Source organism: Methylobacterium sp. BTF04, assembly GCF_010692745.1.
Taxonomy (GTDB): Bacteria; Pseudomonadota; Alphaproteobacteria; order Rhizobiales; family Beijerinckiaceae; genus Methylobacterium.
Window position 1 is genome coordinate 41,522 of the sequence record NZ_JAAHTB010000026.1, and the last position, 21,294, is coordinate 62,815.

The following is a 21,294-nucleotide window of genomic DNA, read 5'->3' on the forward strand; positions in this document are numbered from 1 at the left end:
AGGCCCGGCATGCGGCACCGGAGGCAACCTTGGCGTCGCTCACACGTAAAATGTCCGAACGACACGCAGGCCAGGAGCGTAAGGCACCGACATGGAACCGATGAAGCCGATGAAACCCATGGCTCCGATGAAGCCCATGAAACCGATGTCGGGCGGCGACGCCTGGTGGCCGCAGGAGCTCGGCCAGCCCTCCACCAGCGGTGGCCAGAACGACATGCGCTACGCGTTCTTTCCGGACAAGCAGCGCCTGATCGTCGAGGCCGACGGCAAGAGCACGACTTACGACACCGGCGACCACAAGATCAGTGGCGTCTCGCAATCCAACGGCAGCGCGCCGACCTTCTCGAGCCAGAACGGCGACGTGAACGTGGCCGACCTGAAGACCGTGAGCTGATTCTGGTTTTCGCTGACGCTTTCAACTGATCCCACAGGTCATTGCAGAAGCGTCGGCTCGGGCTCCCGTCGCGTTTCAAGGGCGGGAGCCCAGTCGCGGTCCAGCAATCACGAGTGATCCTCGCAAATCCGATCGAGCGACCACGCTCCGAGGTCCCGATCACCGGGATCAATTAAAATCGTGCCGATGTCGGACACGCCCAAGGCGAAGATCGAATGCTCGATCACCGGGTCGGGCAGTCCGGGTCCCTCGCCGATCAGCAACCTGAATCCCGCCAAGCGCGACCCACGGTTGGCCGAAGCGGGCTTCTGCCGGGATCCGCGCCGGTCTAATGCCCCACAGCCGGCCGCGGCGTCGCCTCGTCGGAAATTCCGACCTTAGCCCAGACGTAAATGGCGAGCAGCGCCACCGGCAGCCCGATCAAAGACGTGCCGACAAAAAACCAGGTGAAGCCCGTCCGCTCGATCGCAAAGCCCGAGAAGCCTGCGAGGATGCTGCCGGGGAAGGCGCACAACGATGTCAGAAGCCCGAACTGGCTCGCTGCATGATCTGCGGATGCGAGGGTCGACATGTAGGTGATCAGCACCACCGACGCGAAGGCGTAGGCGAAGTTCTCGACCCCCACGGCGACCGCGAAGGTCCAGAAAGCATTGCCGCCATCGCCACCATGCGCCGCAAGGTAGGCGAGGCTCAGGTGCGAGGCCGAGCCCGCCACGGTGCCGATGAGAAGGCTCGGCAGCATGCCGATCCGCGGGATGAGGGCGCCGGCCAGGAAGGTGCCGCCGAGCGCGATCCAGAAGCCGATGAGCTTGGTGACGGTGGCGATGTCGGTGTTCGAAAAGCCCTGGTGCTTGAACAACGGGACGGCCATCGCGCTCGCGACATAGCCCGGCATGCGGAAGCCGGCGACGAGCAGCAGGATGACGGGCGCCATCGGGCCGAGCCGGGTCAACAGTTCCCGGATCGGCTCCCAGACCGTTTGGACGAGGCCGGCCCTGGCAAGATGGGGGAGCTTGTCCGAGGCCGGCTCGGGGGCGAGTACGGCTGCGACCATGCCCGGGATCATCAGCGCGCCCATGCAGAGATAGGCGCCGCGCCAGCCGATCCTGTCCGCCAGAAACAGGGCGCCTGCCCCGGCCGCAAGGTTGCCGATCCGCCAGCCGATCTCCGTCCAGGACGACAGCACCGCCTGCTTTTCGGGAGGGCGCACGCTGGTGATGCGCCAGCCGTCGATCACGAGGTCGAGCGTCGCGCCGGCGAACCCCAACGCCAGCGAGAACGCGATCGTCCAGCTGAGTTGATGCGCCGGATCGCCGAATGCGACACCGGCGACCGCCGCCATGACGCACAGCTGCGCTGCGACGATCCAGCCTCGCCTTCGACCGAGGAAGCGCCCGAGTACGGGCGCATCGTACCGGTCGAGGAATGGCGCCCACAGGAACTTGAACTTGTAGGCGAGGGTCAGTTCGCTGAGGAGCCCGATGGTGGCGATCGAGATCCCGATATCGGACAACCAGGCCGATTGCGTCGAGTAGACCAGCAAGAACGGGATGCCGGAGGTGAAACCGAGGCCAAGGGCCGGAGCAATCCGTCGATCAGTGAACAGCGCCGACCAGAAGGGCGTCGGGTCCGGTGTCGCAGCGGCCACTGAACTCATGCTCGGCTCTCTCCGATGTTACCGGCGCTGAATGGGTCCGAGCCGATGTGATGTCCCGATATCGGGACGTGCGTGCGGCCAGTCCGACCTTCTGCGCAAGGTCCGGGCGGCACACTATCACCGGTCTTTCAGGCGAGGGAGTAGGGAGCCTGGTGGGACAACTGGCGGTCCCGCGACGATTGAAGGCTCTCTCGACGCGATCGAAATGGAAGTGTCGCGCCCGCCTACGGCATGACGCGCCGATACAGGCCTTCGTCGAATGCGATGGCCCGGGCACGGAAGCGTGCGGCGCGGTCGGGCTCGTGACCGATCACCAACCGACAGGCCGCAGCGTTCATGATCGCGGAAACCTTCCGCACGCGCTCCGGGTCCGTCCGATCGATCAAGGACGTGATCTCGTCGATACTGGCCTCCAGGTGCCAGGTGGTGTTCGTCAACTCGGCCTCGCTCACGGCGGCGGCGCAGGTGGAGAAGTAGCTCACCACCGGCGCCACGATCCGCTTGGCCCGCGACAGCAGGAGGAGATCGGTGGCCGCGCGCTGGTTCTCCGTGAGGTCGAGGGCCATGCTGGAAGCGATGCGCGCTTTGCCGTACCGGTCGCAAAAACGACGGATCACGCCCTCGTCCTCGGTGCAGACGAGGATCCCGCCGGTGGCACCCGATGTGTCGATCTGCCGGAAGAACGCGTTGATCGGCGTATAGCGCTGAAGGATCTGCATCATGCCGTCATTGACGAGATGCTCCAGGTCGCCGCGATTGACCACGTCGAGGATGTCCCCCCGCCGGACATGGGCGGCGATGCAGGTGGAGAGATCGATGCGCGCATCGACGGCCTCGACCGCCTCACGAACCGAATCGCTCCAGTTCACCTTTGACCAGGCAGCGATGCAGGCCCGCTTGAGATCGACCTCCGTCGACATGAAGGCGATGAGCGGGCCGGGGAAATCGTAGAGGAGGCCGTCGACGTCGCTGAGGCGCGCCAGAAGTTCACCCCGGCTCAGCCCGGAAATCTCGGCCTGTGAATGGTAGGCGCTCTGCAATCGGACATCGCCGAGTTCCGCGTTCAACAGGATGGCGCCGTTCAGCCCGGCCTTCGAGTCGGTGAACAGGCTGCGATCCGCGAAGATTTCGGACAGGTGGTCGGGATGCATCAGGGCATAGCCGGCATACAGGTCCGCTCCGCCCAAAGGCGGCCAGATCACCGTCAGGGGAAGTTCGAGAAGCTCCGCCAGGATCCGTCCATAGATCGCAGCCAGCATCCGCGTCCCCAGCCCGTCGCCGCGGGCAGAGTAAATCGCCGTCATTCCCCATCCTTGATGCTCGATGGCGGATGACACGTTCGCCCGCCATCGGAAGCGGCACTCGACGCGGCGCGTGCCTGACATCCCGATCCATAAGACGTCTGCCGCGGGCCCGACAGCGCTCATCGGTGCAGCGAGGACCTGTACGATCCTGCGCGCGCTGAAGCGAAGCGGCACGCTGGACGGCCTTGATGAACGATCCATACCCAGTGGCGCCTGCCAGTGCGGCACGCTTCATCCGCAGCGGTTCACGCCATTCGTGAAGGACGACCGCAAGCGCGTCCTCGGCCGGGTCATGACCGGCAGAACCCTACAGACAACCGACAAAGTCATTGAAAAAGCGTGGAGCGGGCGGCGGGAATCGAACCCGCATATTCAGCTTGGGAAGCTGACGTTCTACCACTGAACTACGCCCGCGCGTCGATTCCAAGCATCGACAGAACGGCCAAGCGAGGCCGTTGGAGGAGACCATACCAGAGCGGCCGGCATTGTCCACGGCCCTTCACGGCGACGTTTCCATCGGCCGGGGATTCGGATAGTTTCCGGTCGCGCGCCGGTCGCGGCCGGCACGGATGTCGTGCCAAGCGGCGCATGCTCCCCGAACCCTCCACCGAGTACCATCCCGCGCATGACAGCACGTACGTGACGACGCCCGAAACTTACCCTTCCGGCGCAACGGACCGGGGCGCCCGCCTCGTCCTCGCGTCCGCCTCGCCCAGGCGCCTCGCCCTGCTGCAGCAGGCGGGCATCGAGCCCGATGCCCTTCTGCCGGCGGATATCGATGAGACTCCGCATAAGTCGGAGACGCCCCGCGAGCTGGCGCGCCGGCTCGCGCGCGACAAGCTGGCAGTGGCGGGGGACGCGGCGCGGCGACGGGACGACATGCGCGAGGCGTTCGTCATTTCCGCCGACACGGTGGTGGCTGTGGGCCGCCGCGTCCTGCCCAAGGCCGAACTGCCCGACGAGGCCGCCGATTGCCTGCGCCTGCTCTCCGGGCGCCAGCACCGGGTCTACACCGCGGTCTGCATCCTCTCGCCGAAGGGCACGCGCCGCGAACGCGTGGTGGAAACCCGCGTGCGCTTCAAACGCCTGTCGTCGCGCGAGATCGAAAGTTATCTCGCCTCCGACGAATGGCGCGGCAAGGCCGGCGGCTACGCCATCCAGGGCCTGGCGGGCGCCTTCGTGGTCAAGCTCGTCGGCTCGTACAGCGCCGTGGTCGGCCTGCCGCTGTACGAGACCCTCAGCCTCCTCGAAGGCGAGGGTTTCCCGGTCCGTCAGAGTTGGGGTGCCGTGGCATGACCGAGTCGCTCCCGCCCCGTACAGCGGCCAAGCGGCCGCCGAAACCCGAGCCCTGCCCGATCTGCCGCAAGCCAGCCGAGGCCGCCTTCCAGCCGTTCTGCTCGGCCCGCTGCGCCGACATCGACCTCGGACGCTGGCTCACCGACCGCTACGCCATCCCCACCGCAGCCGACGAGGACGAGGATGCCGAGGCCCCTCCGGCGGTTTCGGCCGATCGGGACGGTTGAGAACGGCGCCCCGAAAAAATGTCTGCAGATCGAGGCTGGACAGGTCGTTTGTCCGTCACTATACCCCCGCTCCAGCCGGTGCCGCTCACGCGAACCGGCTGCTGCCCAGGTAGCTCAGTTGGTAGAGCATGCGACTGAAAATCGCAGTGTCGGCGGTTCGACTCCGTCCCTGGGCACCATCCATTTCTTAAGCTCCAGAGATCATTTGATTTTCTGAAATACGTCCCGCACCTGGGCGACCGGTGCGGGATAAATTGGCGCTTGGCGAGCGAGATGGGCGTTGTTGACGGTCCGCGTATAGACCGCGCTTTCTCGGCTTCCCGGCGTCCATCCGTACAGCGCGTTTAGCTGGGCCTCTGTAGCTCCCGCTTCGGCCGCTCGGCGAGCGCCGGCCTTGCGCAATCCATGTGCGGATCCGGGCACGCCGGCATCCCGACACATCTTTCCGAACCAATTTCCGAACGATTCTTTGGTGAAGGGCCGCCCGTGCTCGCTGACGATGAAGGCGAGATCCCCCGTTGGCGTTGCAGCTATCGACTCGGCCAGCGGTGGAAGGATCGGCCGCGTCACGACTGCGCCGGTCTTTTCGGTACGAATCGATAGCTCGCCATTTCGAACGTGCTGCCGCCCGAGTTTCACGGCGTCGCCTCGGCGAAGGCCGGTGTAGAGCAGGAGATCGAATGCGAGGCGCTGGCGGGTGCCGAGAGGCCACTGTGCCTCGAAGCGCTCGAGCTCCTCCTCGGTCCAGCTATGGAAGCCGATGGCGTCGTTCTCGCCGGTGAGAAGCTTCACGCCTATGGTCGGATTGGTCTTCACGTATTCTCGGTCAGTGGCCCATCCGAACAGGCCGCGCATGGCCTTCAGGAAATCGTTGGCCGCGTGCGGCTTCTCCCGGCGCCTGTCTCGACCGGCCAGGATGGCGCGGCGATCGAAGATCGTCAGGGATTCGGTGCCGGCTGTTTCCTCAATGGCGCGATAGATGGTGTGGCGCTGCTTGCGCGTGGCCGCTCCGAGATCCGACCATTCCGCGCTGACCACGTATCTCGCGATGAGCCAGGACAGGGAGCCCGTCACCGGTCCCTTGGGCTCAACGGGCGTTCCCTCGAGCGCCCAGCGATAGTCTCGCCAGAATGCTTCCGTGCCGTACGGCTCGTTCATGCGCACGCGCTTGCCCTGGCCCTGACGGACGTACCAGACCACGCGGCCGTGGCGGGTCTTCTCTCGGACGAGGTGAGGCGGGCGGGGGCGAGGCATATCGAGGGTCATAGGAACGGCACTCGATCCTCGATGGCAACCACGGAGGCTTTCTCTGCCTCGTTTGTCCGGTCATCCGAAGGGATCGTCTCTACCGAGACCCCGTCGGACCGAACGATCACGCGCATGACGGGCAGCCCAGCCGCTTGGATCGCGCGAATCGCGCGCGCAATGTCAGCCTGTGTGACCGTGGCGGCCCGGCGTGGCATCAATCCGTCCCTGCGAGCTTAGAGGCGTCGGGCACTACGCTCTCCCTGCGACAGGCCCGGCAGCGAGCCGCACGGCCGTTCGAGCGATGCTGAGGATATTCCGGCGCATCTCCGGATCTTCGATCGCGATGTAGGCGCGAAGGAGATCGACAGCTCCGTTCTCGGCGAGGAGGCCGAGCACCTCGCCCTGTCCCTCTTCGCTCTGATCTCCGAATAGCGTGGACACCGGCACATCGAGGAGCCGCGCGATCTCCTGCAATCGGCTTGCGCCAACGCGGTTGATGCCCTTCTCGTACTTTTGGATCTGCTGGAATGTCACGCCGAGGGCTTCGCCGAGCGCGGACTGCGACAGGCCTTTGGCTTTGCGGAGCGCCATGATGCGCACGCCGACGTCCCGATCGGTATCGGTGGTGGATTTCTGGGTCATGAGCAGGATCCTCGAAGGGATGGCGTGGAGAACGGGGCTCGGCGGGTCAGCGTCGAGCCCCGGGACCTCATGAGTCTTGCTGTCGAGACCACGCCGGGTTCTCTCCCTCGGGGCCGAACAGGTCCGGCAGCGCATTCTCGATGGTGCGGAACAGCTCGCTCAGGAGGTTGTCTGACCGGACGCCAGCCTCCCCTCTGGCCTCGTCGGACTGCAGAACGCGATCGTCCGGGGCGTATGCATCGCCGTGCAAGAAGCCCTGGAACACCATGTCCAGTGCGATGAAGCCGATGGAGTCACGCAACGGGACCGGCAGATGGCTCCAGGCGGCGCTGAGTTCGACGGGACCGGGCACTTTCATGACCGCCGTCCTTCCGTGCGCATGGCATCGCGAGCCTGGTGGAGGCGAGCGATCACCGTCTCGATCCAGGCCGCCTCCGCGTTGGTCGGCCAGCCTCGGCCCCTTTCGATCTCTCGGAGCCGGTTGATCTCGGGCCTGGTCAAGAACTTGCCGCCGAACCGCTTAGGCGTGTCCCAGTTCTGCGAGAGGCAGAAGGTCGAGACGCTCGCCCAGGACTCGAGCTTCTGAACGCCCCAGATCGGTAGACCGAGCTTGCGCGTGCGGGCATCCGGATTGTCGGGATCGCGCGAGGTCGGCCCCGACTTCCGGAACGCGTCGGCGAAGTTGAAGTCTTCCCCGAAGTTGCGGTGGGCCACGACGGTCGGTGTGTCCTCGGTCAAGGCTTTGGCGAGGGCGTGGAAGTCGCTCCCGGCGGCGGAAAGCGTCCGCTGGATCGCGCGGGCGGTCGCGACCACCTCCCCGTCGTTGTCGCTGGCGAGCAGCGGCAACAGCTTGGCCAGCTTTGGAAGGATTGCACACGGGATCATGGCCGCCCACCTTGGCTGCCGTCGGGGAACGCAGCCGGCTGCAACTCGGCCGCGCGCGCCCATATCTCGGTACAGGTCTCATGGCCGAGCATCTGGTAGGCGGCGTGGACGAAAGACCGACGCTTGCCGTCGGCCTCGCGAAGCGCAGCTTCGTGCGCAAGACGGCCCGCAGTCCCTCTCTCGGCCCGCGCAAGCTCGCCAATCCGTGCCTGCAGGTTCGGCCTAGATCGACGCTTCACCTTCAGGGCGCGCTCGGCCCGCTTCTTCCATTCCCGGCCATGTTCGGTCGAGAGGTCGGCGTGGTCGATCTGGTCCTCGATGGCGAGGATGGAGGCGTCGACGCCGGCCAGGATCTGTCGGCCCTGCTCGGCCGTTTTGATATCGTCGATCGAGATCTCGGTTCCGTCCCGGAACCGGATCACGTTGATGGTGAAGGCGTCACGCAAATGAACAATAGGGGTGAGGCTCATGACTCAAGCCTCCGCCATAGCAACGAGCTCGCGGGCGAACGCTCTCATCTCGTCGGGGTCGTCGTTCTCAACGATCGCTCGCGCGAGCATCTGAGCGCGCACCTCGCGGTCATCGCCCATCGTATCAACTCGCTGCCTTGCTTCGCGCTGGCAGGCGCCGATGACGTCTGCCAGCGGCCCCTCTGCAAGACGGATTAGGACGGCTCCAGATTCGCTGGCGTCACCGTCCGGTTGTTGCGAACGAGGCTGAGCCGCAAATCCGTAGCAAACGCTTGTCAGTATCTCGAAGCTATTGCAAAGCGCATCCAGCGTCCGAATTGGCATGGCTGTCAGATCAAGACCGACAAGTAGCCCTCGATCAGACGTCGCTTCCGCTGCCAGTAACTCGATATGATCCGCGGACTGCGCTGGTGGCACGATTGGCATGAGGGACAGGACGGCGTCGCATATCGCGCCGAGGGCTCGGACGCCCTCGGCGGTTTCATCATCGACGGCATTGTCGATCACGGCCCGGGGCATGTACCCAGCCCAGGCAATGAGCCCGGCAAGGGTCGTTGGGCGAGCCGCAAAGAGCGAGCCATACGCATCTTGATCGCGCTCTAGCGGGCCCCTCTCATCAGCCTGCGCGCGAGCGTACTCGGGCGTGCCACCTCGCGCTTCGCTTGCGACCTCCATGTACGGAAGCCATTCGGCATGGGCTTGGCGATGCCTTTCGATTAGGGCCAGGATCGGATCCGGCAGCGTATCGCCAGCCACACGCGGCGAAACGGGCCCACTACCAACGGTATTGTCCCTCGCAGCTTCGAACACCCGATCGGGGCGAAATGCCAAGTCGTGGAGGGCATCGATTCGATGGGCTCGGCGCAACTCGTCGTACAACGCGCCGTTTGCGTCCTGATCTGCAACGGCACCGGCGTTGAACAGCCGCGCGACTTCCCCGCGTGCTATGCTGTTCATGCGCTGCGCCATGGACGCAATCCAGTGGGCCACTGGGGCCCGATGAGCCTTGCCGGCTGCGTCCTCGTAATAGACCGTGCCGTCCTTCATGAGTGTTTCGGTCGGAATCGCAATTTCAGGGTTCGCAGCGCGCTCCAACTCAGCGACCCGATGCCAGCGCCGCAGTTGGTCCAACCAGCCGGCCGGGGCATGCTCGGGCACCCCGCTCATCGACGCCCTGCGGGCGACCTCACCCAACGCGATTCCGTGCAATCGCTCGGCTTCCAATCGCAGGCCTTCTCGAATGTTGATGAAGCCGGTCGGATTGATCGCCGGATAGGCCATGAAGCCGTCAGGAGCAGCGTTCCAATCGATCTCCTCTGTGATCGCTTTCGTCGTCGCAGCACTCTCCATCTCGAAAGGAATGGCTTCGGCCGCGCTTAGCCCCTTCGATGAAATGAGAAACTCGACGCTGTCGGCGATCTCTGTGAGCGCGATTTCGTGGCTTTCAGGGGAAATACCACCCCGCCACGTCGGACGCTTCCATAGATCGGGTTCGTTGATCTTGAGGACGCGAACTTTGAGGGCGATCCCATCCAGCGTGCTGGCCGACGCCCGGTAGACCTTCTTGGCGAGAACTTCGCGCGCATCTAATGCGACCTCGCTTGCAGCCTCCAGATCATCCAGGGCGAGTTCCTCGGCGAGGGCCTCACGCCTCGCATCGCGGGCCTCGACAGGCTTCATAAGTGCCTCGAGTTGATCCTGCCGCAGGTTGTCGATCACGGCAGCGTCGGACGCCGAAACGGCCGCAAAACGATTTGAGAGAACGCTCCGGAGATAGGTCCCATGCCAGTAGATCCCATTCGGCGCCGGACGCAGCAGGAGATGCTGTTCGGCCTCGTCATAGGGCGCTTCACGTCGGGCGAACTCGGCCCTCGCCGCGGTTTCTCTGGCGTAGGCGCTCACGTACGTCGCGTGTGCGGCCAGATATTCCTGCTCCAGGTCGATGAGACGCCCGTCGGGATGCGGAAAGGCTTTGGCTTCCGGAAAGGATTCGCCGCCATCACCTACGCCGAGGTCGCGATCCTTCGACCAGTCGCAACCAATAAGTTCAAGGACGGCCACCGCACGCGATGAAGCGGCAGGTGCGTCCTTACGATGGTAGTCGAACCCGGAATTGTCGCCGGCAATGAAGGTCGCCGCCCTCCAACCGAGGTGCGGGTACAGCTCCTTGCAGACGAACTGGCGCTCCATGTAGAGCCAGGACGCATAGGCGATCAGCGCGTGTCGCTCGGGCGCTTCGGGAGCCGGCCGGGTGAGGAGACTGGTGACGGCCGCATCCAGCTTACGGCCCTCGGCATCATCGTCACGCACGTTCTGCGCTGCAGACACGGGGGCGCTATCAAGGCGGGTGCCCTGCTCCATGGTTTCAGTTCCTTCGGTTCGGGAAAGGCCCTCGCTGCTGTTTCAGCACCGGCGGGGGCCGCTTGTGTCGGGTGGCGCTCCGCGCGCACCCGAAACCTCTCAGATGTCGTCGTCTTCGGGATCGCCGCAGGGTTCGCCGTGAAGGCAGACCGTCATGGTCCGCGAGGCGGTCAGGCGCGTTTCCGCTGCCAGGGTGATAGTCCCGGTCTCCACGTCGTGGGTATTCGACGTGTAGAGGCCGCTGCGGACCATCAGGAACAGGGTGGTGTTGATCTCAGCCCCGCAAGCCTCCTCGGGCAGGTCGAGCCAACCCTGAAGATGACGGAAGAGGGCGAAGGGACAGATAGGCCCGGCGACATGCGCCGTGTGCCGGATCGCTTCAGCCAGGAGGGCGCTGCGCCAATCGGGCTGGCCGATGTCGGCGTGGCTCAGCGAGACGGTTCCGTACGGCGGCATTGCTCAGCCCTCCACACGGAGAGCGAGATGGCCGACGAGCCAGATGCCAGCAAGGGTGATGAGCGGGAGGAAGGGCAAGGCGTTGAGCAACACGGGCGGGCTCCATCGCTAGAGGCGATGAGGCAATGCTAGATATGCTTGCGTCATAACGCAAGCGTTCCTTGCGGAATTTATCTCGGGTCGGCAGGCCATGCCTTATGAATAGATGCAACCGTATTGAGTGGGATAGCAAAACGTTCTTCAGGGTTAAGCTGCCTTAAGACCACCGAAGAACCTGAGTACGACTCCAGTATACCAAAATAACACGGCAGCAGAAGGGCACCGGATGGACGCTTCCCAGGTTCATACGCTCTGTTAAATAGTGTATTTATAACTACATAATCACCAACAGACGCAACACCCTCGGAACTTACCGAGAATGCCGTGCCACTGGAAAATACAGGTTCCATTACTTTTGTTATTTGAGCGACTAAATACAAACTATTATCATTAGGCGTACGATCAGTTCTCTCCGCATTAAGCAAAGGAACTTCAGAAATCTGCACGTTACCTTCTTTTTGAAATTCAGTTTTTTCTACCATCATATAAACTGGTATAATACCTTTTTTTATAAAATAATCCTTACTATATAAGTTTGGCTCACCGCCTGATACTATGTCGGCTTTTGAGCCAAACTGCTCCATTTTCTGTGGCTTTTCTTCACTGACAAAAGAAAGAGTTACAAGCTTGCCTTCTGTCGCAGCTAGAAGATCAATTCCTAACGCAGTACACACGGCTTTCAAATTAGTGAATGAAATTGGTTCGTCGTTCTCCCATAGACCGACCGCAGCCCGAGTGACCCCAATTTTTTCGGCTACTTGCTGCTGGGTGAGCCGCAAGGCCTTGCGTGCGCTTCTGAGCGCATCTCCACGTGAGCTTTCCATGGGATGCAAAGTGCCATCGGATGGGGATGTGTCGCTACGCAAGAGTAGCTTGCATTACCGCGCAAGACGCGCTAGAAAAACTTGCATGATTGACGATCCGCTTCAGTTGGCTTGCGAGAGAGCCGGTGGCCGCAGGGCGCTTGCTGCCGCTATTGGCGTCACTCGCCAAGCAATAGAACAATGGCGAAGGATACCCGCTGAACGCGTCTTGAAAGTCGAGGCCGCGAGCGGAATTTCTCGTCACATCCTGCGGCCCGATATCTTCGATAGCGCAACACCTGCTCAATCAACACCATCCGAAACGCTTGTGGAGGCGCGCCTTTAATGCGCGCCTCACATTCCCATTCGCATCAGCGACCCACCGATCGCGCCCAGCATCGCAACGGCCTGACCGCCGCCCGGTGTGCGGGCCTGGTCGTCGAGCCGATTGGTCAACCCCTGAAGCACGCCGCGCCGGGCGCTGACAGCCAGATCTACACCGGGGAGTGTTCACCCAAGATCGCTCCCAGCACCAAAACGATCGTCCATCAGGACCAAACCCGAAGCACGATCAACAGCCCAACCGGGACGACGAACATCAAGCCGATCGCCCAGTGGATATCGTTCCGCGCGCTTTTGATCTCGCTCTCCAAAGCCTCGATGCGCGCTTCCAGCGCTCGAAACCTCGCTTCGTCCATTCCCGGCTTCCTTGGTTCGGTTCGTACCCTTGATGGTGGGGCGACGAGGCCGGCACTGTCCAGCGGCGCGCCCGGTCTATCCCGGATCGATCCGCCACGCCTTCGTCTGATCCGCAAGGGCGGCGAACGCCCGATGCAGTTCGCTCATGGCGAGCGGCACGATCTCCGTGGTCGTCACCGCCTCGGCATTCAGGCTGACGGTGATGTGCACGATGGTGCTCGCTCTCATGCAGTCGAACATGACGTCGTAGGCGGTGTCGCCGAGGGCGGGCCCAAGCGTGCGCTCGATGCCGTCCAGTTCGACGTCGAACAGATCTTCCTCGGTGGTCATGGCGATCTCCTCGCATGTGGGGTGGATTCGTCGGATGGGCATGGCCGGCCCGTCTCAGTGCTCCATCCGCATCAGCGCGATGGCGATAGCGCCCAGCAGCGCCGCCGCCGGCCCGGCGCCCGGCGTGCGGGCCTGATCGTCGAGGCGGTTCGCCAGCCTCTCCCGCACGGCGGGTCGATCCACCGCCGGCAGCACCGCGATCAGGTCGACGCACAGCACTGCCAGGGCATCGCCCAGGGTGGGCACGGCGCCCCGCTCGCCACCGCCCCCGGACGGAGGTAGCCCCGCCATGCTGCTCAAGGACTGGATGCGCCGTGAAGCGCTCACCGATTCCGAGATGGCCGAGCGCATCGGCGACATCTCCGTGTTCGGCGTCCGCAAGCTACGGTTTCGTGCGCGCGGCCCATCCATCCGGGTCGCGGCTCGTATCGAAGAGATCTCCGGCGGGATGGTCCGCGCCTCCGACATGGAGCCGGCGAAGGCCCGCGCTTCCTCCGCGGAGGCCTGCCTGTGACCTCCGCCCATACTTTCCCCAGCGCCATCGACCGTCCGTTCGCTCTCGCCCGCCAAGACGTTGCGGCCGGTCCGATCGATGTCGCTGTTCCTGCCTGTAACCCGCACCTGTCGGTCTCCTCTCTGGTGGCGATTGCAATCGACCACAGGAGGCACCCGAGATGTTGGGCAAGTCACCCGAGCCCGTGGGTAAATCACCCAAGGGCCGTGAGGCCGTCGTGATGACCGCAAGAGCCGAAGCGCGCACCCTCGTCGAAACGATCGCCGGCCCGTTGCGGCTCGGTGAGAACGTGAAGGGGGCGCTCTCGCGTGTCGCGCGGGCGACCGGCCTCAACGATCGCCGCGTGCGGGGCATCTGGCACAGCGAAGCCCGGTCGATCCGCTCGGACGAGATGGATCGCCTCAGAAGAGCAGCGCGCGACGCTCGCGCCACGGAGCAAGCACGCGATGAGTTCAGGGCCGTCATCTCGCAACTCACCGCCTGCGACGCGGCCCTGGGCCTTCAGGGCCCGGACCTGGATCGCTCGGTCGATCTTGCGCTGGGCCTCGGGCCTGGCGGTGACGATCGCCCCGTGGATCAAGGATCCTGAGCCGTGATCCCGCTGACCCACGCCCAGCCGCCGCCCTGACGGGGCCGTAGCGAACAACCGCCGCCCTCCTCCTCCCGCCCGAACACGGCGCTCCCGAACCTCGGAGCTTTGGCCGATGCCCCCTGCTGTCCTTCGTAGCTCGCCCCTTCCACCCGTTTGGCACCGATCGATGAGGCCCAGCCATGGGCGTCGTTGACCTCGATCTCTTTCGTGAGCGGCGCGAGCAGGAAGTCTGGCAGCGCTATCTCGATGCGCGCAACGCAGCCGAGAAGACCGGAGACATCAACCACGGCATCGCCGCCGGCCGCGCGTGGCGAGAGTGGCTGACACTGTTCCAATCGGCTGACCAGAACGAGGCAGACCGGCAGTTCGATCGGGTCATGGCGATGAAGCGGCGCGGATGACGGGCGAAACGAAGCAGCAGGTGCCGCACGCGCTGGAGGCGGAGCAAGCTCTTCTGGGCGCGATTCTCCATTCCAATGGTGCGATCGATCGGGCGCGCGAGTACGTCAAGGCGGAGGATTTCTACGAAGAAGTTCACCGACATCTCTTCGAGGTGATGTGCCAGCGCCGCGATGCCGGCGAGGCCATCGACCTCGGGCTGATGAAAGCCATCCTCGGCAACGCCGACCTCGGCGGCATTACGGTCGGCTCATACGTTGGTCGACTGGTCACTGGCGCCACGACTATCAGCGGGGCTCCCGATTACGCGCGCCTGATCGCTCAATCCGCACAGATGCGCCTCGTTCTGGCGACGGCCGAAGCCGCCGTTGCCGCCATGTCGGTCGATAGCGTCATGAGCCCTGCCGCCTATGCGGCGCAGATGATCGAGGTCCTGGACGAGGTCGCGAGCGCCGGCCTGAGCCAAAGCGTCAAGCGAACCACCCTCGGCACAAGCGTAGAACGCGTCATGGCCCGTGTGAGGCACCTGCGAACGACCAACGAAGACCACGGCGTGACGTTTGGGATCCCGAGCCTCGACCGGGCCACGCTCGGCATGGGCGAATCACAATTCATCGTCCTGGCCGGTCGGCCTGCCATGGGCAAGACCGCCGCAGCCTTGCACTTCGCCATCGCGGCGGCGCGGAGGGCCGGTCCCGTCGGGTTCATGTCCCTAGAGATGAACGACGTCGAGCTCGGACAGCGCGTCCTCTCGGCCGTGGCCTATGACCCGCGGGAATACGACCAGATCAGCTACCGTTCCATCGCCCAAGCCCGCGACCTGACGGACGATGCCCTGCGGCGCCTCTACTTCGCCGAGCGCGAGGCGGCGCGTATCCCGATCTGGATCGAGCCACAGCCGGGGGTCACGCTATCCCAGATCGCTGCTCGAAGCCGCCAAATGGCCCTGCGGGCCGAACGCCAAGGCAAACGGCTGGCCGCCATCATCGTGGACCACATGGGCCTCGTTCGACCCTCAGGGCGCTACGCCGGCAATCGCGTTCAGGAAATGACGGAGATTTCCGGCGGCTTGAAGGGGCTCGCCAAGGAGCTTGCAATCCCGGTGGTCGGCCTGTGTCAGCTGAGCCGTGCCGTGGAGACCCGCGAAGACAAGCGGCCCATCCTGTCCGATCTCAGGGACAGTGGCTCCATTGAGCAGGATGCCGATGTCGTCCTCGGATTGTTCCGCGAGGCGTACTACCTCGAGCGCAAACCCGATTTGAAGGACGATGAGGCCGATCGCTTGGCCCGGCGGCGCAACGTCCTCGAGATCGAGATCCTCAAGCAGAGGTCTGGCCCCACGATCCGGATCGACTGCTTCTGCGACGTCGCCTGCAACGTACTAGCGGAGATGGCGACATGAGCGATCGAGGCGTCTTTGCCGTGGATCGAGGCATCTTCACGAACGCCGGCTTCGCCAATGAGCCCTTCACGGAGAGGGAGGCGTTCCTGTGGCTTGTCGCGGAGGCTGCGTGGAAGGAGCGCCGCGTCCGCTCGGGCGCCACCACCGTGACACTGGGGCGCGGGCAAATCTGCCACTCGGTCCGCTTCATGGCCGACGCCTGGCAATGGTCCAAATCGCGCGTTGATCGCTTCCTTGTGCGGCTCGAATCCCGCGGAAGCATCGCGCGCGAGAATGGGACACTTCAGACTGTCCTAACCCTCTGTAACTTCGAAGAATTTCAGAGATCGGGCGGTGTTGAGCGGGACACGGGTGGGACAGATGTGGGACAGATAGCGGGACAGATGTGCGGCGAAATCGGGACAGACGAGGCCGACACAAGTCACTCTAATACAAAGGAAAAAATGGACGAAATCCATCCGCAGCGGGACACTACTGGGACAGATGCGGGGCAGCCCAAATCGAGAAACCGGGACAAACTAGAATACACAAATAACAATAAAACACATATATGTTCGACTGCAGCCGATAAGCGGGTCTTCCAGGAAACGTTCTGGCCAAAATACCCGAAGCGGAAGGGCTCGAATCCACCCGATCCCGCTGAAATTGCCTACCTCAAAGCCCTGAAGAACGGCGCGACCCATTCGGACATTTCCGCAGGGCTCGACGGCTACATCACCGAGTGCCGGGCAAACGAGATCCTCGGCACCAAGTTCGTCGCCATGGCCTCCACGTGGTTGAACCAGGGCCGCTGGAAGGAACACGTCGGTCCTGCGGCGAAGGCCGTCATGGCAGCCGTCGCCGCAGCCAACTCCGGTCACGCCTACCTCGAGCGCCTCTCGGACGACCGGTGGCGGGACTACGTTCGGCATTGGCGAACCACGCTCGGGCAGTGGGATTTGTCCACCCGGACGCCGCCTCCTGACCACCCGCAGACCAAGGTCCCGCCCCACATACTGGCGGAGTTCCGCATCGGTCCACGACGTGCCCAGGCCAGCCCTGAGGCACTCGCCGGCGCCGCCTGAACTGCCCCCGCAATCCTCCTGTCGCGTACCGAGGACCACCAATGACCGTCCGAAGCCAGAACCAGCGTGCGAAGGGCCGGCGTCAGCGCGAACGGGAGCGCCGCCAGCGCCGGGAACAGCGCAAGCTCGAACAATGCGGGTCGGCGGGCAGCACCAGTACGAGCCCGGCCGCGCCCGGCGCCCGGAGCGTAGCCGATCCGATCTTTGGGGTGGCGTCACCGACCATCGACCCGAGCCTGTGCTGGTACATCGCTCGCACCAAGCCCCGCATGGGAGATCGAGCGCTCAAGGCGCTGCAGGACGCCGAGGCGGTGACCTATCAGCCCCGCTCGACGGAGGTGGTGGTTCGGCGCGGCCGCCGGATGATCCGCTGCGTGCCTATGCTGATCCGCACGGTGTTCATCGGCGTCCGAGATCCCGCTCACCTGGACATCGCGAAGGGCAGCATCGGGGTGGCCGAGATCGTCTGCCGTCCCGTGGAGGATACGACCACCCAGGGCAACATCGCCGGACCCGTGCTGAAGCCAGCCCGGCTCGATGCGGAAGGCTTGCAGCGGTTCGTGGACGTCATCGCCAGGGGAGAGATCGTGGAGCCGGTCGGCATCAAGGTCGGGCAGAGCGTGTTGGTGATGGACGGCCCCTTCGCGAGCTTCCCTGCCGCGGTCGAAGAGATCCTCCCGCATGACCGTCTGCGCGTCGCGGTCAGCATCTTCGGTCGGCCCTCGCCTGTGGAGCTTGGGATCGCAGATGTTCAGGCGGTTTGAGTCGTGATGTTTCGTCGACTGCCCTACAGCGCCAGATCTCGGTGCTGAGCCCGATTTCAGTTCGCCTGGAAGGCCTCAAGCAGACGTCTACGGCACCGTCCCCCTGAGGTGGAGGACACGCTGCCGTTCTAGGCAGCGGCCCGCCTGAACTCTTCGTCTGTTGCTTTTGCATCCAAGATCGCAGCAGCCCGGCCCAGGATAAGTCTCTGATCCTGACGGAAAGCGGACGGTCTAGTTAATACCGCAACGGTTTTCGGTGCCTCCGCAAGTCGGCGCACATCGTCAAGCTTCAGATAAGCCGAAGATATAGACACCGCGGACGGAGTAACTCCGGCAAACAGGACAATCCGTTCACCGAAACGGGCAGCCGCATCAAACGACCATGGGTGTGTCGAGGCTCCAGAATATTGAGGCCTGATCTCAATGGCACGCTGTCCAAATACATCAATTAGCCTATCCGCAAGCCCGACCTTCAGTTTACGATCAAGCTTCTCTGCGTGACGCTCCGCGACAAGCTGGGCGGCCCGACGAGATGCATCAGCTACAATAGCCATAAAACCAGGGAGATTGTCCGCCGGCGCATCAATCTCAAACAACTCGTTTCCGTCGAAGCGGACGCCGCATTGCTCGGCAACTTCCCGGGCCGCGCGATGGAAAAATTCCGTTGCTCCAGCCATGTCGGCTTCTCGAGCTGCAGACCCGTCGTCGGTGACCATGTACTCTTTTGGGCCACCGCCAACCCGCAGCATGACCGAGGCCCCCGAGGGGTACAGCACGGGTAGCATCACGCGCGCATCTGCCCCCGGCCCAAGCCGGACGCGGACAAGCGCGCGCGCCGCTTCGTCCGCTACGGCGGAGAGCGGATGGCGGCTCACAACATCAGCGTTGGTGACCATGGCGGGAACGGTAATCCGTTGACGAATGCGAGATTGAAGGTAGCACATACATAGGCAACAGCCTCTCCGAAATCACTCGGCTCTGGTGTTACCGGAAGGCACACCGGCAAGTTGTCCGACACCATACACGCAAACCCCAAGGCGGCATTTTCCGCAAACGGATGCAGCCCGGTCTCGCTGCGGATGCCCTTATGCGGGCCCAGTTTATTCGTGTGAATACCGGGAGGTTTCCAATCAAAACGCGAGATTGGATAAGTGCCGGCAGGTTCAGCAAGGCAAAGCTGGAACGTCACGTTTTCGTCGGGAAGCCCAGACACTGCAGTAATGTGAAGTTCGGCGTTAATCGAGATGCCTTCAGCGAGGGCCGCAAGAACTAGCTTCCGGGGGCGATTTCCTGGATACCAAGCTAGCGGTCCAGCAATAAGCTTGCTTTCACTGAGCGCAGTAGCCATTCGCAGCAAGATTGCATCCGCCTCAGTCAAGCGGCACCTGTCCCCAAGCACGCAGATCTCGGCTGATCACTGCACCGATCCACCCTCAGGCGCCCGCAGCAACCGAAGTGCCTCGCCGATTATCTTATGGAGGTCGGATAGAGCCTGGTGTCCCATGGGGATACCGACTCGCTGATCCTCGACGGTCGTCAGCACGATCACCGCCAGGCCCTCGCCCATCATAAGCTCGGGCGCAGGCAGGCTGATCGGGAGCAGGAAGTCGCCCGTCGTCCCCGGAGGAAACGGGTCTACGGCTTGACCAGGGAGGAAGCGCTTTTCGTCGCTCATGATCGCCCCTCAGATGCCGATCAGTTCAGGGTGAGAGAGTCACCCGAGGCACTCGCAGGGTGTCGACCATTGGTACCACGATTTCCCTCGCAATGCGCAATTATCCACCAGTGGTTGAGCGATCCAAGTCACAAGGTGATTAGAGCATATCTGGCCAGTGTCATTGCCCGTGGAGTTTGGGTGTTGCCGGAACACAAATCGTGTAATATAACGAACGCTGCCCTGTAGGCGCTGTACTCTCCCGAGATGGGATCGGAGTTAAGCCCCTCCGGAGACGGATGAAACCGCTTCTCCACTTTGTAGGCTGGTTACCATGAGCGCACCCCATCAGGGCACTACTTAAACCCCATCAGGGTACGCACCTCTTTCTTTTCGACGTGGCGTAGCGCAGTCCGGTAGTGCGTGAGGATCATAAACTAAAGGTCCTTGGTTTGAATCCAAGCGCCGCAACCATCACCAAGAGCGAGGCGACATGTTTGACATCTTCGGTCGCAAGCATCGTGAAGCGAAGCGCCGGCGTCGTGAAGAGGTTGATCGCTCCCGCCGTCCTCGCCTGGAGGCCTCGACGGCCTCGACACGTTCGTCCTACGACGACAGCCCCATGAACCCGGCCTCGCCCGCCGGCATGCTTCTGAGCACGCCCAGCCCCATGTCGCCAAGCTACATCGACAACGACACCTCACCCTCGTCGCATTGCTCTTCCGCTTCCTCCTGGTCCTCGGACAGCGGATCGTCCTGCTCGTCGAGCAGCGACGGCGGATCGTCCAGTGGTGGCGGGGATTGAGGTGCCAAACATGGGCGATCGGGTAGATCAGGATTTTGCCGGTTCATTTGAGGGGGGCAGCCTCGGCGAGGAATACGGCGAGCTTCTGTCGGCCCTCGCTCTATGGTCGGCCGAAAGGTTGCTTGAAGGCCACCGGCCTGTTCCACTGCAATTCGCGCTAAAGACAATGGCGGATATCGCCTCAGGCGCGCGGGTCGACGGCGGAAAGTTCTATGAGGCCGTAAAGGCCCGCCGAGACCTTGGTCAGTAAGTTGCCGGGGGACCCTGGGGCCTTGAATCGTATACGGGTGGTCGGGGCCCCAGTTGTTTCTAGCGCTAGGGTCCTGGAACCCGGTAACGCGGTAACAGGTAACGGCCAGCATGACGGCAGCCAGCGGATCGAAATTCCTCAGCCAAGCCGATTTTGCGCGCCATCGCGGCGTCTCGCGTAAAGCGGTAACCGTTTGGAAACAGAAAGACTTGCTGGTCTTTTCTGACGCAGGTCTCATCGACGTCGAGGCCTCGGAATGGAACCTCGACCAGCGCCCGGCGAACTATCGGGGCGGTGTTACCCATCGGCCCGTCCGATCTGCCCCAGGTAACACGGCCACAGCCGAGCCGAGGGCGCCCGCCAAGCCGAAACCGGACACCTGGCAGAAGCTCGGAGCGGCGATGCCGAGGCCCGGCGCGGTACCCGCCGGAGACCCGGACGAGGATGGGCAGTTCGACCCGAACGGCGTCGACTTGCCGATACCGCTCGCGCTTCGGCGCAAGGAAAACTACCTCGGTCTTCAGCGTAAGCAGGAGGTCGAGAAGAACGACAAGAAGCTGGTCGACCGCGAGGCGGCCGAGAAACTGTTCTTCGACACCGCCCGCGACTTCCGCGACGCGTGGTCTTCCTGGCCGGCGCGAGTCGCCGTCACGATGGCAGACGAGCTCAAGGTCGACCCCCGCGCGCTGACGACCATCCTGAACGCGTATGTCAAACAGCACCTCTCCGAACTTGGCGATCCACCGGCCGAGTTCGGCTGACACTGGAAGCCTGTCGGCATCCTGGAGGAAGGGCGTCACGCCGACCCCGAACCTCAACGTGGTGGAGTGGGCCGAGCGCTACCGGCGCCTGAGCAAGGAATCGTCGAACGGCGGGCGCTTCATCGTCTCCCGGGTCGAGGTTGCCCGTGGTCCGATGCTGGCGGCAACGGAGCCAGGGGTCGGCACCATCACGCTGATGGCGTGCACCCAGCTTCTGA

General features: G+C 63.5%; 29 protein-coding genes and 3 tRNA genes. 14 read left to right on the top strand and 18 right to left on the bottom strand.

Going from position 1 to position 21,294, the window contains the following annotated elements:
* The first annotated feature begins 136 nt into the window (after window positions 1-136).
* Complete coding sequence (locus G3T14_RS15605; protein ID WP_348645281.1) at window positions 137-394, top strand: hypothetical protein; 258 nt, start codon at window positions 137-139, stop codon at window positions 392-394.
* 107 nt (window positions 395-501) lie between these two features.
* Here G3T14_RS15605 and G3T14_RS15610 read toward each other — a convergent pair whose 3' ends face one another.
* The 4 genes from G3T14_RS15610 to G3T14_RS15625 all read right to left on the bottom strand — a co-directional run bounded on the left by G3T14_RS15610 (window position 502) and on the right by G3T14_RS15625 (window position 3,769).
* Window positions 502-657: a hypothetical protein gene (locus G3T14_RS15610; RefSeq protein WP_163643462.1), complete on the bottom strand. Its 156-nt coding sequence runs from the start codon at window positions 655-657 to the stop codon at window positions 502-504.
* 65 nt (window positions 658-722) lie between these two features.
* Entirely contained in the window at window positions 723-2,051 is a 1,329-nt protein-coding gene (locus tag G3T14_RS15615) for an MFS transporter (protein WP_163643463.1), read from the bottom strand.
* Window positions 2,052-2,275: 224 nt separating this feature from the next.
* Window positions 2,276-3,355 carry a hypothetical protein gene (locus G3T14_RS15620; RefSeq protein ID WP_163643464.1) on the bottom strand — a complete coding sequence of 360 codons (1,080 nt, stop codon included), beginning with the start codon at window positions 3,353-3,355 and terminating at the stop codon, window positions 2,276-2,278.
* 340 nt (window positions 3,356-3,695) lie between these two features.
* Window positions 3,696-3,769, bottom strand: a tRNA-Gly gene (locus G3T14_RS15625).
* Window positions 3,770-3,943: 174 nt separating this feature from the next.
* Here G3T14_RS15625 and G3T14_RS15630 point away from each other — a divergent pair.
* From G3T14_RS15630 to G3T14_RS15640, 3 genes are all read left to right on the top strand, one after another.
* The gene (locus G3T14_RS15630) at window positions 3,944-4,651 is read left to right on the top strand and encodes a Maf-like protein (protein ID WP_163643465.1); all 708 of its coding nucleotides are present in this window, start codon (window positions 3,944-3,946) and stop codon (window positions 4,649-4,651) included.
* Window positions 4,648-4,878, top strand: coding sequence for a DNA gyrase inhibitor YacG (yacG, locus tag G3T14_RS15635; protein ID WP_163643466.1), 231 nt, complete (start codon window positions 4,648-4,650; stop codon window positions 4,876-4,878). Before G3T14_RS15630 ends, yacG begins: the two co-directional genes overlap by 4 nt.
* Before the next feature lie 103 nt (window positions 4,879-4,981).
* Window positions 4,982-5,057: transfer RNA gene (locus G3T14_RS15640), tRNA-Phe, on the top strand.
* Between the two features lie 22 nt (window positions 5,058-5,079).
* Here the strand turns inward: G3T14_RS15640 and G3T14_RS15645 are convergent.
* The 8 genes from G3T14_RS15645 to G3T14_RS15680 all read right to left on the bottom strand — a co-directional run bounded on the left by G3T14_RS15645 (window position 5,080) and on the right by G3T14_RS15680 (window position 11,863).
* Window positions 5,080-6,144, bottom strand: coding sequence for a tyrosine-type recombinase/integrase (locus G3T14_RS15645; protein ID WP_246733368.1), 1,065 nt, complete (start codon window positions 6,142-6,144; stop codon window positions 5,080-5,082).
* Between the two features lie 231 nt (window positions 6,145-6,375).
* A complete protein-coding gene (locus tag G3T14_RS15650) occupies window positions 6,376-6,768 on the bottom strand; it encodes a helix-turn-helix transcriptional regulator (RefSeq protein ID WP_163643467.1) in 393 nt (130 codons plus the stop codon).
* A 67-nt stretch (window positions 6,769-6,835) separates the two neighbouring features.
* Window positions 6,836-7,126: a hypothetical protein gene (locus G3T14_RS15655; RefSeq protein WP_163643468.1), complete on the bottom strand. Its 291-nt coding sequence runs from the start codon at window positions 7,124-7,126 to the stop codon at window positions 6,836-6,838.
* Window positions 7,123-7,653, bottom strand: a complete 531-nt coding sequence (locus G3T14_RS15660; protein ID WP_163643469.1) for a hypothetical protein — start codon at window positions 7,651-7,653, stop codon at window positions 7,123-7,125. The genes G3T14_RS15655 and G3T14_RS15660 overlap by 4 nt, the downstream gene beginning before the upstream one ends.
* Window positions 7,650-8,123, bottom strand: a complete 474-nt coding sequence (locus G3T14_RS15665; protein WP_163643470.1) for a hypothetical protein — start codon at window positions 8,121-8,123, stop codon at window positions 7,650-7,652. Before G3T14_RS15665 ends, G3T14_RS15660 begins: the two co-directional genes overlap by 4 nt.
* 3 nt (window positions 8,124-8,126) lie before the next feature.
* Entirely contained in the window at window positions 8,127-10,484 is a 2,358-nt protein-coding gene (locus tag G3T14_RS15670; protein WP_163643471.1) for a hypothetical protein, read from the bottom strand.
* A gap of 99 nt (window positions 10,485-10,583) precedes the next feature.
* Window positions 10,584-10,940, bottom strand: a complete 357-nt coding sequence (locus G3T14_RS15675) for a hypothetical protein (RefSeq protein WP_163643472.1) — start codon at window positions 10,938-10,940, stop codon at window positions 10,584-10,586.
* 170 nt (window positions 10,941-11,110) lie between these two features.
* Window positions 11,111-11,863 carry a helix-turn-helix transcriptional regulator gene (locus tag G3T14_RS15680; RefSeq protein WP_163643473.1) on the bottom strand — a complete coding sequence of 251 codons (753 nt, stop codon included), beginning with the start codon at window positions 11,861-11,863 and terminating at the stop codon, window positions 11,111-11,113.
* An 85-nt stretch (window positions 11,864-11,948) separates the two neighbouring features.
* Here G3T14_RS15680 and G3T14_RS15685 point away from each other — a divergent pair, with 85 nt between their 5' ends.
* Window positions 11,949-12,188 (top strand): YdaS family helix-turn-helix protein, encoded by a 240-nt coding sequence (locus G3T14_RS15685; RefSeq protein WP_163643474.1) that lies wholly within the window; start codon window positions 11,949-11,951, stop codon window positions 12,186-12,188.
* 428 nt (window positions 12,189-12,616) lie between these two features.
* On the opposite strand, the gene G3T14_RS15695 is transcribed toward G3T14_RS15685, so the two are convergent.
* Window positions 12,617-12,871, bottom strand: a complete 255-nt coding sequence (locus G3T14_RS15695) for a hypothetical protein (RefSeq protein WP_163643476.1) — start codon at window positions 12,869-12,871, stop codon at window positions 12,617-12,619.
* A gap of 54 nt (window positions 12,872-12,925) precedes the next feature.
* Entirely contained in the window at window positions 12,926-13,162 is a 237-nt protein-coding gene (locus G3T14_RS15700) for a hypothetical protein (RefSeq protein WP_163643431.1), read from the bottom strand.
* Between G3T14_RS15700 and G3T14_RS15705 the strand changes: the two genes are divergently transcribed.
* The 6 genes from G3T14_RS15705 (at window position 13,161) to G3T14_RS15730 (ending at window position 17,606) form a co-directional block, all read left to right on the top strand.
* Entirely contained in the window at window positions 13,161-13,385 is a 225-nt protein-coding gene (locus G3T14_RS15705; protein ID WP_163643477.1) for a hypothetical protein, read from the top strand. The two genes, G3T14_RS15700 and G3T14_RS15705, sit on opposite strands and share 2 nt — an antisense overlap.
* Window positions 13,386-13,545: 160 nt before the next feature.
* Window positions 13,546-13,974 (top strand): hypothetical protein, encoded by a 429-nt coding sequence (locus G3T14_RS15710; protein WP_163643478.1) that lies wholly within the window; start codon window positions 13,546-13,548, stop codon window positions 13,972-13,974.
* 182 nt (window positions 13,975-14,156) lie between these two features.
* Window positions 14,157-14,378: a hypothetical protein gene (locus tag G3T14_RS15715; protein ID WP_163643479.1), complete on the top strand. Its 222-nt coding sequence runs from the start codon at window positions 14,157-14,159 to the stop codon at window positions 14,376-14,378.
* The gene (locus tag G3T14_RS15720) at window positions 14,375-15,778 is read left to right on the top strand and encodes a DnaB-like helicase C-terminal domain-containing protein (RefSeq protein WP_163643480.1); all 1,404 of its coding nucleotides are present in this window, start codon (window positions 14,375-14,377) and stop codon (window positions 15,776-15,778) included. Before G3T14_RS15715 ends, G3T14_RS15720 begins: the two co-directional genes overlap by 4 nt.
* The gene (locus tag G3T14_RS15725) at window positions 15,775-16,842 is read left to right on the top strand and encodes a hypothetical protein (RefSeq protein WP_163643481.1); all 1,068 of its coding nucleotides are present in this window, start codon (window positions 15,775-15,777) and stop codon (window positions 16,840-16,842) included. Before G3T14_RS15720 ends, G3T14_RS15725 begins: the two co-directional genes overlap by 4 nt.
* A 41-nt stretch (window positions 16,843-16,883) precedes the next feature.
* Complete coding sequence (locus G3T14_RS15730) at window positions 16,884-17,606, top strand: hypothetical protein (protein WP_163643482.1); 723 nt, start codon at window positions 16,884-16,886, stop codon at window positions 17,604-17,606.
* Between the two features lie 128 nt (window positions 17,607-17,734).
* Here G3T14_RS15730 and G3T14_RS15735 read toward each other — a convergent pair whose 3' ends face one another.
* The 3 genes from G3T14_RS15735 to G3T14_RS15745 are packed head-to-tail and all read right to left on the bottom strand — an operon-like array spanning window position 17,735 to window position 19,281.
* Window positions 17,735-18,502, bottom strand: a complete 768-nt coding sequence (locus G3T14_RS15735; protein ID WP_163643483.1) for a hypothetical protein — start codon at window positions 18,500-18,502, stop codon at window positions 17,735-17,737.
* The gene (locus G3T14_RS15740; RefSeq protein WP_163643484.1) at window positions 18,478-18,984 is read right to left on the bottom strand and encodes a hypothetical protein; all 507 of its coding nucleotides are present in this window, start codon (window positions 18,982-18,984) and stop codon (window positions 18,478-18,480) included. The genes G3T14_RS15735 and G3T14_RS15740 overlap by 25 nt, the downstream gene beginning before the upstream one ends.
* 36 nt (window positions 18,985-19,020) lie before the next feature.
* Window positions 19,021-19,281, bottom strand: a complete 261-nt coding sequence (locus tag G3T14_RS15745) for a hypothetical protein (RefSeq protein ID WP_204262885.1) — start codon at window positions 19,279-19,281, stop codon at window positions 19,021-19,023.
* A 376-nt stretch (window positions 19,282-19,657) separates the two neighbouring features.
* On the opposite strand from G3T14_RS15745, the gene G3T14_RS15750 reads away from it, so the two are divergent.
* Window positions 19,658-19,734: transfer RNA gene (locus tag G3T14_RS15750), tRNA-Met, on the top strand.
* Window positions 19,735-19,941: 207 nt separating this feature from the next.
* On the opposite strand, the gene G3T14_RS25430 is transcribed toward G3T14_RS15750, so the two are convergent.
* Entirely contained in the window at window positions 19,942-20,073 is a 132-nt protein-coding gene (locus G3T14_RS25430) for a hypothetical protein (RefSeq protein ID WP_281409818.1), read from the bottom strand.
* Window positions 20,074-20,075: 2 nt separating this feature from the next.
* Between G3T14_RS25430 and G3T14_RS15755 the strand changes: the two genes are divergently transcribed.
* A complete protein-coding gene (locus G3T14_RS15755) occupies window positions 20,076-20,315 on the top strand; it encodes a hypothetical protein (RefSeq protein ID WP_163643485.1) in 240 nt (79 codons plus the stop codon).
* Between the two features lie 110 nt (window positions 20,316-20,425).
* Window positions 20,426-21,076 (top strand): hypothetical protein, encoded by a 651-nt coding sequence (locus tag G3T14_RS15760; protein ID WP_163643486.1) that lies wholly within the window; start codon window positions 20,426-20,428, stop codon window positions 21,074-21,076.
* Window positions 21,077-21,294: the final 218 nt, after the last annotated feature.

What these genes read in the sequence shown, in the direction of transcription:
- G3T14_RS15735 (WP_163643483.1), bottom strand. Translation starts at nt 18,502, where the DNA reads ATGGTCACCAACGCTGATGTTGTGAGCCGCCATCCGCTCTCCGCCGTA.
- G3T14_RS15745 (WP_204262885.1), bottom strand. Translation starts at nt 19,281, where the DNA reads ATGAGCGACGAAAAGCGCTTCCTCCCTGGTCAAGCCGTAGACCCGTTT.
- G3T14_RS15685 (WP_163643474.1), top strand. Translation starts at nt 11,949, where the DNA reads ATGATTGACGATCCGCTTCAGTTGGCTTGCGAGAGAGCCGGTGGCCGC.
- G3T14_RS15630 (WP_163643465.1), top strand. Translation starts at nt 3,944, where the DNA reads ATGCTCCCCGAACCCTCCACCGAGTACCATCCCGCGCATGACAGCACG.
- G3T14_RS15645 (WP_246733368.1), bottom strand. Translation starts at nt 6,144, where the DNA reads ATGACCCTCGATATGCCTCGCCCCCGCCCGCCTCACCTCGTCCGAGAG.
- G3T14_RS15730 (WP_163643482.1), top strand. Translation starts at nt 16,884, where the DNA reads ATGACCGTCCGAAGCCAGAACCAGCGTGCGAAGGGCCGGCGTCAGCGC.
- G3T14_RS15655 (WP_163643468.1), bottom strand. Translation starts at nt 7,126, where the DNA reads ATGAAAGTGCCCGGTCCCGTCGAACTCAGCGCCGCCTGGAGCCATCTG.
- G3T14_RS15605 (WP_348645281.1), top strand. Translation starts at nt 137, where the DNA reads ATGAAACCGATGTCGGGCGGCGACGCCTGGTGGCCGCAGGAGCTCGGC.
- G3T14_RS15675 (WP_163643472.1), bottom strand. Translation starts at nt 10,940, where the DNA reads ATGCCGCCGTACGGAACCGTCTCGCTGAGCCACGCCGACATCGGCCAG.
- G3T14_RS15680 (WP_163643473.1), bottom strand. Translation starts at nt 11,863, where the DNA reads ATGGAAAGCTCACGTGGAGATGCGCTCAGAAGCGCACGCAAGGCCTTG.
- G3T14_RS15720 (WP_163643480.1), top strand. Translation starts at nt 14,375, where the DNA reads ATGACGGGCGAAACGAAGCAGCAGGTGCCGCACGCGCTGGAGGCGGAG.
- G3T14_RS15615 (WP_163643463.1), bottom strand. Translation starts at nt 2,051, where the DNA reads ATGAGTTCAGTGGCCGCTGCGACACCGGACCCGACGCCCTTCTGGTCG.
- G3T14_RS15715 (WP_163643479.1), top strand. Translation starts at nt 14,157, where the DNA reads ATGGGCGTCGTTGACCTCGATCTCTTTCGTGAGCGGCGCGAGCAGGAA.
- G3T14_RS15710 (WP_163643478.1), top strand. Translation starts at nt 13,546, where the DNA reads ATGTTGGGCAAGTCACCCGAGCCCGTGGGTAAATCACCCAAGGGCCGT.
- G3T14_RS15705 (WP_163643477.1), top strand. Translation starts at nt 13,161, where the DNA reads ATGCTGCTCAAGGACTGGATGCGCCGTGAAGCGCTCACCGATTCCGAG.
- G3T14_RS15755 (WP_163643485.1), top strand. Translation starts at nt 20,076, where the DNA reads ATGGGCGATCGGGTAGATCAGGATTTTGCCGGTTCATTTGAGGGGGGC.
- G3T14_RS15650 (WP_163643467.1), bottom strand. Translation starts at nt 6,768, where the DNA reads ATGACCCAGAAATCCACCACCGATACCGATCGGGACGTCGGCGTGCGC.
- G3T14_RS15700 (WP_163643431.1), bottom strand. Translation starts at nt 13,162, where the DNA reads ATGGCGGGGCTACCTCCGTCCGGGGGCGGTGGCGAGCGGGGCGCCGTG.
- G3T14_RS15670 (WP_163643471.1), bottom strand. Translation starts at nt 10,484, where the DNA reads ATGGAGCAGGGCACCCGCCTTGATAGCGCCCCCGTGTCTGCAGCGCAG.
- yacG (WP_163643466.1), top strand. Translation starts at nt 4,648, where the DNA reads ATGACCGAGTCGCTCCCGCCCCGTACAGCGGCCAAGCGGCCGCCGAAA.
- G3T14_RS15760 (WP_163643486.1), top strand. Translation starts at nt 20,426, where the DNA reads ATGACGGCAGCCAGCGGATCGAAATTCCTCAGCCAAGCCGATTTTGCG.
- G3T14_RS15695 (WP_163643476.1), bottom strand. Translation starts at nt 12,871, where the DNA reads ATGACCACCGAGGAAGATCTGTTCGACGTCGAACTGGACGGCATCGAG.
- G3T14_RS15725 (WP_163643481.1), top strand. Translation starts at nt 15,775, where the DNA reads ATGAGCGATCGAGGCGTCTTTGCCGTGGATCGAGGCATCTTCACGAAC.
- G3T14_RS15660 (WP_163643469.1), bottom strand. Translation starts at nt 7,653, where the DNA reads ATGATCCCGTGTGCAATCCTTCCAAAGCTGGCCAAGCTGTTGCCGCTG.
- G3T14_RS15665 (WP_163643470.1), bottom strand. Translation starts at nt 8,123, where the DNA reads ATGAGCCTCACCCCTATTGTTCATTTGCGTGACGCCTTCACCATCAAC.
- G3T14_RS15620 (WP_163643464.1), bottom strand. Translation starts at nt 3,355, where the DNA reads ATGACGGCGATTTACTCTGCCCGCGGCGACGGGCTGGGGACGCGGATG.